A 15196-nucleotide genomic window follows, 5' to 3' on the forward strand; every position below is an offset into this window, starting at 1 on the left:
ATGCTCATTGCCTCCAGCCCCAATCCGTTTTATCAAGTGGGCGGCAGTTTGCCCTCCACTGCTTCGACCTATGTGCGGCGGCAAGCGGATGAGGCACTGTTTGAAGCGTTACAGCGGGGTGAATTTTGCTATGTGTTTAATGCTCGACAGATGGGCAAGTCGAGCTTGCGGGTACATACTACCGATCGGCTGCAAGCTGTTGGGGTGCGCTGTGGCGTGATTGATATTACGGCGATCGGCACTCGCAACATTACGCCCGATCAATGGTATGCCTCGATCGCCGGACTGTTAACCAAAGCCTTTGAGTTAGAAGTGAATCTGGTGCAGTGGTGGCGCGATCGCCTGCATCTGTCGGTGGTTCATCGATTGAGCGAATTTTTCGATGAGGTGCTGCTGCCTCAAGGAACCGACCCGATCGTGATTTTTATCGACGAAATTGATAGCGTCCTCAGCTTGCCGTTCTCAACCGATGATTTCTTTGCCTTGATTCGTGCTTGCTATAACCGTCGCGCCGATCGCCCAGATTATCAACGACTCACCTTTGCCCTGTTTGGCGTTGCCACCCCCACAGATCTCATTTCGGATATTAGCCGCACACCGTTCAACATTGGGCAGGCGATCGAGCTAAGCGGCTTCCAAGCTTCTGACGCTTTCCCCCTGCTCTCTGGATTGGTGGAAACAGTTCCCAATGCAGAACTTGTCCTAGCTGACATTCTAGATTGGACGGGTGGACAGCCGTTTTTAACCCAGAAGGTGTGTCAGTTAGTGGTGCAGACATGGAAGCATGGGAGCGAGATCGATCGCCTGATTCAAACCCATATCCTGCACAACTGGGAAGCTCAAGACGAACCGGAGCATTTGAAAACCATCCGAGATCGCTTGCTCTATAGCGAACAAAAAGCCGGAAGATTGCTAGGACTTTATCAACAAATTCTGCTACGAGCCTCCCGTGATTCCTCAGAACTCGCTGCGTCTGAAGGCATTGCCACAAACGACAGCCCGGAACAGATGGATCTGGTTTTAACGGGATTAGTGGAGAAGCGGCATGGGCAGTTGCAGATTAAGAACCCCCTCTATCAACAAGTCTTCAGCTTGGAGTGGGTGAACCAGCAATTAGCCAACCTCCGCCCCTATTCCCAGGCAATCAATACCTGGATAATGTCTGGCTACCTGGATGAATCGCGGCTGCTCAGGGGAAAAGCCTTGCAAGATGCGCTCAGTTGGGCACAACACAAAAGTCTGAGTGATTTGGATTATCGCTTTTTGGCAGCCAGTCAGGAGTGCGATCGCCAAGAGAGTCAGCGCCTTCTGGAGGCAGAGCGATTCACGGAAGTGGAGGCACGGCTGAAGCTGGAACGACAACGGGTGCTTGAGCAGCGCCACAACCTCAGACGACAGCAGGTGCTGCTCGGCATTGTCAGTGTGGTGATGACGATCGCGATCGCCCTAGGACTGGTTGCCTATCGCCAATATCAGCAAGCTGCCCTGAGTGAATTGCGGGCGATCGACCTTTCCTCAGAAGCCTTGTTTGCCTCTCACAAAGGATTTGATGCATTGCTGCAAGCGATTCGTGCCAAAGAACGTCTCCCACACCTGCCAGCAGATGCACTCCTACAAGCGAAGGTGGATGAAACTCTCTGGCAAGTGGTGCTAAGCATTCAGGAATATAATCGGTTGGATGGACATAAGGCTGCCGTTTTAGCGGTTGACTTTAGCCCCGATGGTCAGCAGATTGCCACCGCAGGCGTAGATGGCACCATCAAACTGTGGCAACCCGATGGCACACTGCTTCAGACTGTGAAGGGACATACTGCCCTGATTCGTTCAGTCAAATTCAGCCCCGATGGATTGCTGCTTGCCACCGCAAGCGATGACAAAACCATTAAGCTATGGCGAGACGGCACCCTGATCCGGAGCATCCAGACCCATACGGCGGGAGTGTGGAGCATCGACTTTAGCCCCGATGGAGCGACCTTGATCTCTGGAGGCAATGATCGCTCGGTGGAACTGTGGGATCGCCAGGGAAACTGGTTGATGACCTTGCCAGGGAAACAATCCGGCATCCGAGTGGTTGCATATAGCCCAGATGGTCAAACCATTGCGGCGGGGAATAGCGACACCACGGTCACGCTTTGGCACCGGGATGGCACTCAACGCCAAGTGCTAGGAGGACATACCGCGCCCGTACACGCGATCGCCTTCAGTCCCGATGGGCAAACCCTGGTTTCAGGCAGCTCCGATGGCATCATCAAACTGTGGAATCCGCAAGGCAAACTGTTGAAGACAATGCAAGGACATGATACGGGCATTTGGAGCGTAGAGTTTAGCCCCAACGGTAAAATGTTTGCCTCCGGCAGCCGAGATAAAACCGTGAAATTGTGGAAACCCGATGGAGCCTTACTGACGACGCTTCAAGGACATAATGCTGCCATTTGGGATGTGGCTTTCAGCCCAGATAACCGCGCGATCGCCTCTGCGGGAGCCGACAATACGACCCTGCTGTGGAAAACTGAGAACGCCTTCCAACGCACGATTCGTGGCGTGACCGATATCACGCTCAAGCTCCTATTTAGCAAAGATGGCACCATCATTACCGCAGCGGGAAATGACAAAATGATTAAACTGTGGCAACTGGATGGTACGCCACTGCGGTCAATCTCTGCCCATGATGCCACGGCTGGAAGAATTGATCTTAGTCCCGATGGCAGCACCCTTGCCTCGGTGAGTGAAGATAAAACCCTCAAGCTCTGGCGGCTGGATGGCACATTATTGCAGGTCGTCAAAGACTCGACTACTGCCCTGATCTCGGTTGCTTGGCACCCCAGTGGACAGAAAATTGCGGCGAGTGATGCGGCTGGAACCCTTTGGCTCTGGAAAGCCGATGGCGCGTTACTAAAAACTTGGAAGGGACACACCGCCCCTATTTGGGATGTGAAGTTCAGCCCAGATGGTCAACTGCTCGTTTCAGCAAGCAACGATTCCACCCTCCGCCTCTGGGACTCGAATGGAACTGCGCTGAAAACGCTGAAAGGACACACGGCTGCTGTCTGGCAGGTTGCATTTAGCCCCGATAGCCAACTCTTAGCCTCTAGCAGTGGAGATACCACCGTCAAACTGTGGACACGAGCGGGAACGCTCCAAAAAACGCTGACTGGTCACAAAGCCGCCGTCTGGGGAATTGCCTTCAGTCCAAATGGGTCGCTGATTGCAACAGCCAGCATCGATGAAACGGTTAAACTTTGGACGCGAGACGGCACCCTGCTCACCACCCTCGAAGGGCACACGTCAGGAGTGCGATCGCTCGCCTTTCATCCTCATCTTCCCATTCTTGCCTCCGCCGGAGATGATCAAACCATCATTTTTTGGAATTTAGATCCAATCCTGCATCTCAAGCCGCTGGATTATGGCTGCCGTTGGGTCGGAGATTATCTGCGAACCAATGCGACAGCAGAGCGAACCAATGCCCTGTGCAAACAATTCTCCTCTTGATACCTGAGTTAGTTTTTTCTGTTCTCCAACACCTGTCACAAACCGATACAATTGAAGGCTGTTCTACATAGCGCGATCGCTTAGGTAAGTTATGCTTCAAGCCGGGATTGTTGGATTGCCAAACGTGGGAAAATCCACTCTATTTAATGCCCTGGTTGCCAATGCCAAGGCGCAAGCTGCCAACTTTCCATTTTGCACGATTGAACCCAATGTGGGCATCGTGGCAGTGCCCGATGAACGCCTACCAGTTTTGGCAAAGATAGCCGCTTCTGCCGAAATTATCCCCACGCGGGTCGAGTTTGTAGACATTGCTGGATTGGTCAAGGGTGCCAGTAAAGGGGAAGGATTGGGCAATCAGTTTTTGGCAAATATCCGAGAAGTGGATGCGATCGCCCATGTAGTGCGCTGCTTTGAAAACGATGACATCATCCATGTTTCTGGCTCCATTGATCCCATTCGCGATATCGAAATCATCAACTTGGAACTGATACTGGCGGATCTGGGGCAGATTGAAAAAAGACTCGATCGCGCCAAAAAACAAGCCCGTGGCAACAAAGAACTCCAAATCGAAGTGGATGCCTTAGAAAAACTGATTCCTGTGCTGAACGAAGGGAAGCCTGCCCGACAAGTAAATCTCACGGAAGAAGAAGCGATCGCGGTTAAAGCGCTGGGATTGCTCACCCAAAAGCCGATCATCTATGCTGCGAACGTTTCAGAAGACGACCTGGCAACGGGCAACGCTTGGGTGGAACAAGTGCGCGAACTGGCAGCCCAAGAAAATGCTCAAGTCGTGATCGTATCCGCCCAAGTGGAATCGGAATTGGTGGAACTGCCGGAAGACGAACGCGCTGATTTCCTCGACTCTTTGGGCGTGCAGGAAGGCGGTCTAAAGTCTCTAATTCGTGCCACTTACGATCTCTTGGGACTCCGCACCTACTTCACCGTAGGACCGAAAGAAGCCCGCGCCTGGACAATCACCGCTGGTATGGTTGCACCCCAAGCCGCTGGCGTAATCCACACTGATTTTGAACGCTGCTTTATTCGCGCTGAAACCGTTGCCTACGATGATCTGATTGCGGCGGGTTCCAAGCCTGCGGCTAAGGAGAAAGGATTGGTTCGCAGTGAAGGAAAAGAATATGTCGTTAAGGAAGGCGATGTCATTCTGTTTCATACCAGTGCTTAGAGGTCAGAAGGCGATCGCTCTTCAGGCACCACACAAATACTCTCATCTTGGTTTCAGTCACTCAACAAAATCACAAGCCCTTCCTGAGTAAAGTGCTGGTCGTGGGTCATATAAAATCCGGGTGTAAACTGACTGGGTAAAGTAGCGCTCTAATCGCCATTGCCTCAGACTCTTGCTCCCAAAAAGAATGGCATGACTCAACCATCAGCCTATGGATCTTAATAAGATTTTCTCACAAGTAGGAATTAGTGTTGTGCAGGACGGCTGACCGCCTAAGTTGAATTTAGAACCACGGATGATTGACCTGATTCAGTTTTTCTAGCGATATGCTGGACGGTGAAACCCGATCCTGTGTTTGGATTGATTCACACTCCTCCCCAACGTTGATGTATTGTGCCCTTGTACGTTGAGTTTGGCAATCGTGCGGATGAGTGAACTAGGGCTGATAATTGCGCTGCTGTCTGTGCTGATTTGGGCGGGACTGCTGATGGTTTGGGGACAATTTTGGCGCTGCAATCAGCGGCTGGACAAGAGTTCAGCGTTGGGCGTTGAGAATGCGGGGTTAACAAAAAACACTCTGACACCCAACACCCGACACCCGACACCTTTTATCTGCGCGATCATTCCGGCGCGAAATGAAGCGGATATGCTGCCGATGACTCTGCGATCGCTCTTGCTGCAAGACTATCCCGGTGAGTTTCACATTATTGTGGTGGATGACCAAAGCACCGATGGAACGGGTGCAATTGCGACAGCGATCGCCCAAGAACTCAGTCAATCTGAGAAGCTAACGGTGATTCACGCCAAACCGCTACCCCCAGGCTGGACAGGCAAACTATGGGCAATGGAGCAAGGTGTGCAACAGGCTCAAACCTTTGATCCATTGCCAGACTATTTTTTGTTGACCGATGCCGATATTGAACACGATCGCGCCAACCTGCGCCAACTGGTCACTAAGGCTCAACACGATGATTTAGATTTGGTTTCCCTAATGGTGCTGCTCCGCTGTCAGAGTTTCTGGGAAAAACTACTGATTCCCGCCTTTGTCTTCTTCTTTCAAAAGCTCTATCCCTTTCCCTGGGTCAACAATCGCGATCGTTCGACTGCCGCTGCTGCTGGAGGGTGTATTTTGATCAAACAGGAAGCGTTAACAGCTATTGGCGGTTTACCAAGTCTGCGGCAAGCGCTGATCGATGACTGTTCCTTGGCGCAAAAAGTGAAAAGATCGGCAGTTAAAGGATTAGAGGTCGAGGAACAGCATCCGTCCATCACCTCTGGCACCTCTGGCAAAATCTGGCTGGGATTGACTCAAACCACGCGCAGTCTGCGCCCTTATGATTCCCTACAAACGATTTGGGAGATGGTGGCACGCACTGCCTATACCCAATTGGGCTACTCACCGTTGCTGTTGGTGGGAACCGTGTTTGGCATGACGCTAGTGTATCTAGTCTCGCCGATCGCCGCTTTGAGTGGAGCCTTGACCCAAAACTGGATGCTGAGCGCGGCGGGTTTACTGGGCTGGGCGTTGATGACGATCGCCTATTTGCCAACTATCCGGCTATATCAACTGTCCTTTCTATGGGCAGTTGGCTTACCCGCGATCGCCCTCCTCTATAACCTGATGACCATCGATTCTGCAATCCGTCACTGGCGCGGACAAGGCGGAGCCTGGAAAGGGCGTACCTATCCAAGTAGCGAGGCTCCTTGAATTTTCAATCTGAATTTAATACCAAAACATAATAAAAATCTGTATCGGATGAGGGTTGTATAAAGTTTTCTTCTTTGATAAAGAAACGCATTGGCTTTGCCACTAGAATTCAGGGACTCTTGATCAAAGCACCTAAAGTTCTCGCTTAAACAGAACCGTGCAGCTGATCAGAAGTAAGGCTTTATCCCTAACCTGTAATTTAAGGTTGTAAACACTATGATGATTGATGCCCGACAGGTGCCTGACGGTGAGATTGTTACTACGGAAGTCTGTGTGATTGGCGCGGGTCCTGCCGGAATCCTGTTAGCGCGAGAACTGGCTGGGCAGGATTTTCGGGTTTGTTTAGTTGAATCCGGTGGATTGCAGCCGGAGCCAGACATTCAAGCAATGACTGCCAGCGCTGAGGAGGCAATTGGTGATTTCTACCCAAATCTTCGCTACTCGCACCAGCGTCAATTTGGGGGAACCTCTAACATGTGGGAGATTCAGTACGGCAAAGGGCGCAAAGGAGTCCGCTATATTCCCCTAGATGCGACTGATTTTGAAAAGCGCGATTGGTTGCCGCACAGCGGTTGGGCATTTTCTCGATCGCACCTTGATCCCTACTATCAACGCGCCCATGTTGCGTGTCAGTCAGGTCCCTACGATTATGATGTGTCAACCTGGGAACGTGAGAACACTCGTCAGATTCCGTTTGAGAGCGATCGCGTCTCAACCCAAATGTTTCAATTCGGTCCAGCCGATATTTTCAAAGATGAATATCGCCAGCAATTGGAGCAATCTAAGAATATTCAGATACTGACATACGGGACTGCCATTGAACTAGAAACCAATGACCTGGCTCAAGCCGTGACCCAGGTGAAGATTGCCACCCTAGAAGGAAACCAGTTCCACATAGCTGCCAAAATTGTGGTTTTAGCGATGGGTGGCATTGAAAACGTGCGCTTGCTGCTGCTGTCTGATAAGCACCAGCAGGGCGGTCTGGGCAACCACTATGACAACGTGGGTCGCTACTTTATGGATCACCCTGTGATTCGGTCGGGGTTGCTCATTCCTAAAAACTCTCGTGGATTTAAAGCCTTAGGGCTGTATGATGCCCATTGGCTCAATGGCTCAATGGTGATTGGCAAACCTGTCATCACTGAACAACATCGACAAGAGCAACATCTATTGGGCATCAACGCTGCCATCTTTCCTCGCTCTGCCTTATTTCGGATCAATCTACTCAGGATGCTGTTTCCCAACGGCAAAGCGTATCGTTCAGAAGCGGTTGAGGCGAGTAAAGTGTTGCTGAATGCCGCGAGAAAGCGGAAACTTCCCGACCATGTGCTTAAGCAATTAATCACCTGTCTCAAAGGGATTGATGACATTTTGTACTATCAAGGGCGCAAGGGAAATGCATGGGGCAACCAAGCTCTAAACTCTGGATCAAAATATGGGTTTGATAGCTCTGGGTGGGTCAATGAAAAAAACCTGGAGAAGGCATTTAACTGCTTTGAAGTGCTGCATATTACAGAACAGGCACCCGATCCAAATAATCGGATTACACTGGGCGAAGCGCGCGATCGCTTAGGGTGTCGTAAACCTCAACTCTATTGGCACTGGAATGATATTGATATTCGCAGTGTGCAGCGTTCCCAGGAAATCTTTACCCAAGAGTTTGCCAAAGCAGGCATCGGCACGATGAAGCTTGAACGGGATAAGGGCTTGCCTCATATGTTCATCACCAGTATTCACCACCACATGGGCGGTACTCGCATGAATGAAGATCCCAGGCAAGGGGTTGTGGATGCCAATTGCAAAGTGCATGGGGTCTCTAATTTGTTTATTGCGAGCAGTTCTGTGTTTCCTACAGGGGGGTATGCAAATCCCACGCTGACCATTGCAGCCCTGGCAATTCGGCTTGCGGATCACATCAAACTAATAGGCTTGCCACTGGCAATGCTATTTTTCTTGCGGGCAGGACTACTCACAATGACACCCTCGCAACCCTGGAAATCCACTACTGCCAGCATTGGAAAAGTCAAAATGAAGACAAAGAAGGAAGACGTGCCATCGTTAAGTCGCAATGCCTAGTTGAGTGCCAAAACTCTCCCGCTCTCAGCCCTCTCCCAGAGCAGGCTACTGTGTACACACATCTCAGGTTAGACGCTAAAACCCTCCTCTATATCCATCCTTTATAAGAGATAGGATATATCCATCCTTTATAAGAGATAGGACTACCCCCGATCTTATTTAATTCGCTATCCTAAATAGCTTTTGAGTCAACTCTTGTAAGCTTTTCAACCCATGCAGGGAACCACGGATGAGATGGGTGGCGGCGATCGGTTGGCGTAACATTGCGATCGCCAAGGCTATAGGCTGCAAGGAACCTTCGGCATTGAAGGCATGGCTGAGATCGGGGATATTGTGATGACAGTCATCGCTGACAACGCGCAAGATAGCAGTGGAAACACCGATCGCGTTCAAGATCTCCAGCGCAGCCGCACTTTCCATATCTACAACATCCGCGCTGAACTGAGTTGCCAACTGCTGTTTATCGTGAACGGTGGAAATAACGCGATCGCTGGTGACACTGCAAACGATTGGCACGTCGAGCAAAACTTGAAGTTGAGCGGTCAAGGCGCGATCGCATAGATAGGCTGTAGAAGCCAGACTATTCTCGTACAGCACCGCATCTCCAATTGCAAATTTGGACGTTAAGCTGCCGCATAAGCCCATCAGCAAAACCCGCTGCCCTTTGTCAAGACAGCCTGCGGTTTGTAGCGATCGCAAATAGGGTGCGATCGCGGCTCCGGCAGGGGTATCAAACACCGTGGGCGGCTCGGCAATGCCCCGCAATCCCCGGCAAACTGCGCGATGCTCTGCCCCTTGAGGCACTAGAATTGTTTGGATCAAATTGTTAAGCTTTAAGTAAACTTGGAACAATGTAACGATGGTGGAGACAGATCCCGTTCTGCACTTTTTCTGCGGGAAAATGGCATCAGGCAAGACAACGTTATCGAAAAAGCTGGCATTCGATCATAATGCCATTCTTATCAGTGAAGATATTTGGTTGTCAAAGTTATACCCCGAAGAGATTAGTACCTTTGATGATTATTTAAGATATTCGTCCCGCTTTAAGTCTGTAGTCTCACAGCATGTGCAAGACATTCTTGCACAGAGAATATCCGTTGTTCTAGATTTTCCAGGTAATGTTCCTTCTCAACGACAATGGTTTCGTTCAATATTTGAAGCAACTAAAGTGAATCATGCACTCCACTATATTGTTGCGCCTGATTCCTTGTGCAAAGAGCAATTGCGGAAGCGAAACGCTGAACAGCCCGAAGGTTCAATGATCATGTCGGAGGCAGAATTCGACTACATCACGGCGTATTTTCAACCACCGACCTCAGACGAAGGCTTCAACATCATTAAATATGATCCAACTTCAAGAGCTTGTTAACAGAGCAAAAGCATAATGCTTCCTTTGCACACTGGAATTTCTCGATAGATAAAGCGGGAAGGTCAAGCCAAGCGATAAACAATCTAGCCGTTAGCCCCTCTTTCTTGTACGATCTGGCGATCTTTGTGCTTGGGCAATAACTTCACCGTGTTGTAGGCAAGGGATGCGATCGCCGGGAGGAAATCGGGACGCAGCAGTTCTTCAGGATACGCCTGCATCCGCTTAGCGTTTTCCGCAATACACATCTCCAAGAAGGATTCCAGGGTTAAATCAACTTTTACCGCTTTGGCTCCTGCGGCGGTGAAGCCTTTTTTATTCGCCGATTTCTTTTTACCTTTGCCCATACTCATCAGGTTATCGAGTCGCCGAAAGGCTGCCCCGGTGTATTGCTGGAATGAGGAGATGGGACGCAGCGCTCCCCGACCTTCCGCGATCTGCTTGTGGGCAATCCAGTTGACAAAAAACACCATATGACGCGCTTCTTCGTCTACTAAGGTGTTGAAAATCGTGAATAGGGGATCGGGAATGAAGCCACCCTGCCGAGCGATGCCAAACAAGCCAAAGGCAAAAAATGAATCGAAGCATTCGCCATAGCCAAATCTCACAAAGGCAGGCTCTAAATCGTTAGGCAAAGGCTTTTCAGCCCGTTCAGCAACTTGAATGCCGTAGTGGTTGATCATATAGCCAATCACGCGACCATGACGGGCTTCTTCTGCCGATTGCAGGGCGATCGCCGCTCGAATTTGTGGGTCTTCCACGGTTTCTGCATAGGCTTTTAGCATCACGCCAGCTTTTCGCTCGGTATATAGCGCTTCATCCCAAAAGGGAATCTTTTGCAACCGTTCAATCATGGCGCTGTCGAGTTCGGGCCACGCGAGTGTTTCCGGTTCATACAGCAGATGGCTATCCATAAAGCTCTGACAAAACAGATCTTTGTGAGCCTCAGACCCAATTTTCATCGTTCACTCCCATGTATTAGGTTTCAGGTGTCGGGTGTTAGGTGTCAGGTTTCGATAGACACGTTTCTTCACTGTAAGCCACGACTTAAAAAGAAGGCTAGTGGTCAGAATGCCTTGCGTTTTTTCAGGCGATCGCGGGTATCGCGATCAGCACTTTGATATAGACTGCGTGGAACACACAGACCACACCATAAACTTGCTGTTAAGTGTCTAAGCTTGTTTTGCCAGGTCTGCAATTAGCACTGCCAGTTGAACTGGATCGACGGGTTTAGCCAGGTGAGTTTGAAATCCAGCCTCGATCGCCTGTTGTTGAGCCATCTCACCCGCATAGGCAGTCAGCGCCACGGCTGGAATTTGCCCTCCGGCTTCTACACTCAGCGATCGCACTTGCTGGATTAGCCAGTACCCATCTTCTTCTGGCATCCCAATATCGCTAATGAGCAGGTTGTATGGATTGGGAGCTTGATTGAGAGCAGACAACGCTTCTCTGGCAGATGATGCAGTAAACACTTCTGATCCATACCCTTCCAGCACAAACTTGAATAGCTCACGGGTATCAATTGCATCATCAACCACTAAGATTCGTAAGCCTGCTAAAGATGGGACAGATTCCCTCGAATCTCCAGAGGGTTCTAAGGCAGGCGGCTCTAAAGCGATCGCTGGAGTTAGATCGGGGGGCGGATTTTGCAGCGGCAATTGGACGGTAAACGTCGCTCCTTGCGCCTCACCGGGACTTTCTGCCTCAATGGTGCCGCCATGGAGTTCAACTAAATGCTTGACGATCGAGAGTCCTAGTCCCAGCCCTGCCTTGGCTTTGGTGCTGCTGGAATCTCCTTGCCGAAATCGCTCAAAAATATAGGGCAATAGGTCTGCCGAAATGCCCTGTCCGGTGTCGGCAACTCGGATTTGAGCCTGTCCCTCGACTGCCTCCAGCGTAATTTCAATGCATCCGTCGGCGGGGGTAAATTTAATGGCGTTTGACAATAAGTTCCACAGGACTTGCTGCAAGCGATGGGCATCACCCAAGATATTGGCAGAACTCAACTGCGAAATGATGCGGATGTTTTTGGCTTCGGCGGATAGCTGAACGGTTTCGATCGCCGCTCGGATGACCCAACTCAGATCAAGCAGGCTGGTGTTGAGCTGGGTCTTGCCGCTGATGATGCGAGAGACATCTAAGATATCTTCGATTAATTGAGATTGCGCTCTGGCATTTCGCTCAATCACTTCTAGAGCCTGAGCAACAGTGTCGGCATCAAGGTTTCCCAGACGAAGCATTCCAGCCCAGCCTAGTATGGCGTTCAGGGGGTTTCGGAGTTCATGGGAGAGGTTTGAAAGAAATTCATCTTTGGCGCGATTGGCAAATTCTGCTAGCTGACGGGCTGATTGTTCTTGCGCCAAGAGCTGAGATCGCTCCACTTCAAACTGCTGACGTTCAGTGATGTCTAAAATCGCCAGCAAAATCAAGGTTACCGCTCCGTCTTGTTGGAGCTTGCAAGCATTAAGCAACATGGTTTTCTGCCCAATGTGCTCAAAATGATGGTCTACTTCAAAATTTTGAACCTCGCGAGAACTGGTTAAAATCTCGCTCAACAGCGATCGCAATTGAGGAATATCCCACTGCCCATTGCCTAGCTCAAACAACAGAGTTTGCTCGGTTTCTGGCACTGCAACTTGAAACGTCTCGCAAAACGCTCGATTAACAGTCTTCACCCGCAGATCGGCATCCAGCACCAATAGGGGGACTTGAACGGTTTCGACGATCGCTTCTGCATAGTTACGAGCCGACTCTAAGGTAGCAGCATAGCGTTTGAGCGCGTCGATATCCAGAAAAACGATCGTCACCCCGTCAATTTGGTTCTCTGTGGTGCGATAGGGACGAACTCGGATGCGATACCAGTAGCCTGCTTGCGTTTGAATCTCCTGGTCTTTTGTGTTGAGGGTTTCTAGCACCTCCAAAGCGATCGCTTCCAAGTGGGAAACATCAAAATCGGTGCGGAAGTCGTTAAAGGGTCGGTCAATATCCGTGGGAAGGAAGTTGAACAAGCGCTGGGCTGCGAGGGTAAATCGGCGAATTTTTAAATCATTGGTCAGCATTAAAATCGGAACGCTGATGCTGTCCACAAAATTATTGATGTCGCTGCTGTTGCGGCTTTGTTGCAGGTTGCGGCTGCGGAGTTCGTCGTTGGTGGTGGAGAGTTCTTCGTTGGTCGCCTGGATCTCTTCTTTAGCGGTTTGGAGTTCTTCATTGGTGCTTTGCAACTCCTCATTGCTCGATAGAATTTCTTCGTTAGCGACTCGCAGGTTTTGGTTGAGAAACCCCTGTTCCTGAATCACCGCTTGGAGGTGGGCCTGAGCCGAAAGCTCTCGTTGAGTGGCGGCGGCAAGTGCCTGACGGAGTTGCACAATTTCCCGATCTAAGGCTTCGGGGGCGGGGCGGTCAGAGGTCGTGGCAGGGGGAGGTGTGACGGCAGAAACGGCTTCAAAAATCACCAGGAAATAAAGCCCGTTTGAGGTCGTTGGCTGGAATGGAATCACTTCCAAATTGAGACAAGTGGGTCGCCCATCCGATTCAATTTGAATCTGGTCTTGTCGAACCGCCATATTCTGAGTTTGAGCCTGATAGGTTGCCGTCCGCAGCGGAATCTCCAATCCTTCCCGTGCCATCAGCAGGAGATTCAGGTTCGTCGTTCCAAACGGCAGCTTCAAATAGGGATCGGTATCTCCTCGCAGATGGAGAATGTGCATCTGATCATTGACCAGCACAAAGACCGGAGCATAGCGACTGGAAATGAATTGATCCACTTCTCGCCCCAACTCAAACTGATTGGCGATCGTTGTCGCCGCCTGCCGCTGACTCTCGATGCTGGCGGTGGGGGGATAGGCACTGTTTGAAAATGAGAACAGGGGACGAGTCAGGGACAATTTTCGACTATAGATCTTGGTGGGTTCATGCACCGCAGTAAACAAGTCTGAAGCTTGCTTAACGCTTTCTGAAGTGCCCAGCATCAAAAAGCCCATCAAGTTGAGACTGTAGTGAAACAGAGAAATAACACGCTCCTGCAACGGGTCTGATAAGTAAATCAGCACATTGCGACAGCTAATCAGATCCAGATTGGAGAACGGCGGATCGCCGACTAAGTTATGGCGGGCAAACACACACATTTCACGGACGGTGCCGCTGATTTGATAGCCCCCCATAGACATCGGCACAAAGAAGCGATTGAGCCGCTCTGGTGAAACCCCTTCCATTTGGCTTTCGAGGTAAAAGCCCGCCCTAGCTTTGGCGATCGCGGCTTCGCTAATGTCGGTGGCAAAGATCTGAATCGGCGGCATCGTGGCGCGATCGTGGAAAAACTCTAGGAGGCAGATGGCGATCGAGTAAACTTCTTCCCCAGTGGAGCAGCCTGCCACCCAAATCCGAATCGGCGTATCGCCCGATTTGTTTTGACTAATGGTGGGAAAAACCAGTTCCTTTAGCTGTTCAAATGCCTCCGGGTCACGAAAGAAACTGGTGACGTGAATCAGAATTTCTTCATACAGTGCTTTCACTTCCTCTGGGTGTTCTTGTAAGTACTGGGCGTAGTCTTGTAGGTTTTCAAACTTATACAGCAGCATCCGGCGCTGCATTCGGCGATCGAGGGTGGTCGATTTATAGGCAGTGAAGTCAACGCCCGTCGTCGTCCGCAGCCGCGCAAAAATGGCGGTCAACGCATCACTAGCCCCGGGCAATTCCTTCACGACCGGCATTGGCTTTGGGTAAAACAGGGAGGGACTGCGACTCATATTTGCCAGTTCTGCGGCAATGGCTTGGGGCGGCAAAACAAAATCCACGTCTCCCGTAGCAACCGCTGTATGCGGCATACTGTCAAATTTGGCGGTCGCTTCACATTGAGCAAACGTCACACCGCCCGCCACCTTAACGGCTGTTAACCCCACGGAGCCGTCGCCATCGCTGCCCGACAGCACTACGGCGATCGCTTTGTTGCCGCGATCAATTGCCAGAGACTGGAAAAACGTATCCCCCTGCATATATTTTCCACCCGTCTTCTGCCGGGGAACGAGACGCAATAATCCGTCTACCAGCGTCATTTGAGTATTGGGCGGAATCACATAAACCTCGTTTGGCTCCACCCTCATGCCATCTTCCACCTGTCGCACAGGCATTTCAGTCACTCGCCCCAAAATTTCAGCCAGCAGGCTTTCGTGATCGGGGGCTAAATGCTGAATCAGCACAAACGCCATGCCCGTATCGGTGGGTAAGTGACGGATGAGGTCTGTAAAGGCTTCCAGACCTCCGGCTGAAGCCGCAATGCCCACCACTGGAAAAGCGCGATCAGGTGAAGCGGATTGATCTGGATCGCTCATTTTAGATGTAGTCCAGTCGGGTGATTTTTATTTTTTTTGGGGGG

The 15196-nt window shown here is 50.7% G+C and carries 8 protein-coding genes; 5 read left to right on the forward strand and 3 right to left on the reverse strand.

The window, feature by feature from the left end:
• From AC1S5B_RS02490 to AC1S5B_RS02505, 4 genes are all read left to right on the forward strand, one after another.
• Positions 1-3489 (forward strand): AAA-like domain-containing protein, encoded by a 3489-nt coding sequence (locus AC1S5B_RS02490; RefSeq protein WP_482034141.1) that lies wholly within the window; start codon positions 1-3, stop codon positions 3487-3489.
• Positions 3490-3580: 91 nt separating this feature from the next.
• Entirely contained in the window at positions 3581-4672 is a 1092-nt protein-coding gene (ychF, locus tag AC1S5B_RS02495) for a redox-regulated ATPase YchF (RefSeq protein WP_482034142.1), read from the forward strand.
• A gap of 406 nt (positions 4673-5078) precedes the next feature.
• Positions 5079-6380 carry a glycosyltransferase gene (locus AC1S5B_RS02500; protein WP_482034143.1) on the forward strand — a complete coding sequence of 434 codons (1302 nt, stop codon included), beginning with the start codon at positions 5079-5081 and terminating at the stop codon, positions 6378-6380.
• A gap of 216 nt (positions 6381-6596) precedes the next feature.
• Positions 6597-8456, forward strand: a complete 1860-nt coding sequence (locus AC1S5B_RS02505) for a GMC oxidoreductase (RefSeq protein ID WP_482034144.1) — start codon at positions 6597-6599, stop codon at positions 8454-8456.
• A 159-nt stretch (positions 8457-8615) separates the two neighbouring features.
• Here AC1S5B_RS02505 and AC1S5B_RS02510 read toward each other — a convergent pair whose 3' ends face one another.
• A complete protein-coding gene (locus tag AC1S5B_RS02510; protein WP_482034145.1) occupies positions 8616-9260 on the reverse strand; it encodes a 5'-methylthioadenosine/S-adenosylhomocysteine nucleosidase family protein in 645 nt (214 codons plus the stop codon).
• A 55-nt stretch (positions 9261-9315) separates the two neighbouring features.
• On the opposite strand from AC1S5B_RS02510, the gene AC1S5B_RS02515 reads away from it, so the two are divergent.
• The gene (locus tag AC1S5B_RS02515) at positions 9316-9825 is read left to right on the forward strand and encodes a P-loop nucleotide/nucleoside kinase family protein (protein ID WP_482034146.1); all 510 of its coding nucleotides are present in this window, start codon (positions 9316-9318) and stop codon (positions 9823-9825) included.
• A gap of 83 nt (positions 9826-9908) precedes the next feature.
• Here the strand turns inward: AC1S5B_RS02515 and AC1S5B_RS02520 are convergent, their stop codons facing one another.
• A complete protein-coding gene (locus tag AC1S5B_RS02520) occupies positions 9909-10784 on the reverse strand; it encodes a ferritin-like domain-containing protein (RefSeq protein WP_482034147.1) in 876 nt (291 codons plus the stop codon).
• Between the two features lie 210 nt (positions 10785-10994).
• Positions 10995-15152, reverse strand: a complete 4158-nt coding sequence (locus tag AC1S5B_RS02525; protein ID WP_482034148.1) for a CheR family methyltransferase — start codon at positions 15150-15152, stop codon at positions 10995-10997.
• Between the last annotated feature and the right edge of the window lie 44 nt (positions 15153-15196).

It is taken from the genome of Leptolyngbya sp. CALU 1928 (assembly GCF_056784215.1).

What these genes read in the sequence shown, in the direction of transcription:
- AC1S5B_RS02490 (WP_482034141.1), top strand. Translation starts at nt 1, where the DNA reads ATGCTCATTGCCTCCAGCCCCAATCCGTTTTATCAAGTGGGCGGCAGT.
- ychF (WP_482034142.1), top strand. Translation starts at nt 3,581, where the DNA reads ATGCTTCAAGCCGGGATTGTTGGATTGCCAAACGTGGGAAAATCCACT.
- AC1S5B_RS02515 (WP_482034146.1), top strand. Translation starts at nt 9,316, where the DNA reads ATGGTGGAGACAGATCCCGTTCTGCACTTTTTCTGCGGGAAAATGGCA.
- AC1S5B_RS02505 (WP_482034144.1), top strand. Translation starts at nt 6,597, where the DNA reads ATGATGATTGATGCCCGACAGGTGCCTGACGGTGAGATTGTTACTACG.
- AC1S5B_RS02520 (WP_482034147.1), bottom strand. Translation starts at nt 10,784, where the DNA reads ATGAAAATTGGGTCTGAGGCTCACAAAGATCTGTTTTGTCAGAGCTTT.
- AC1S5B_RS02525 (WP_482034148.1), bottom strand. Translation starts at nt 15,152, where the DNA reads ATGAGCGATCCAGATCAATCCGCTTCACCTGATCGCGCTTTTCCAGTG.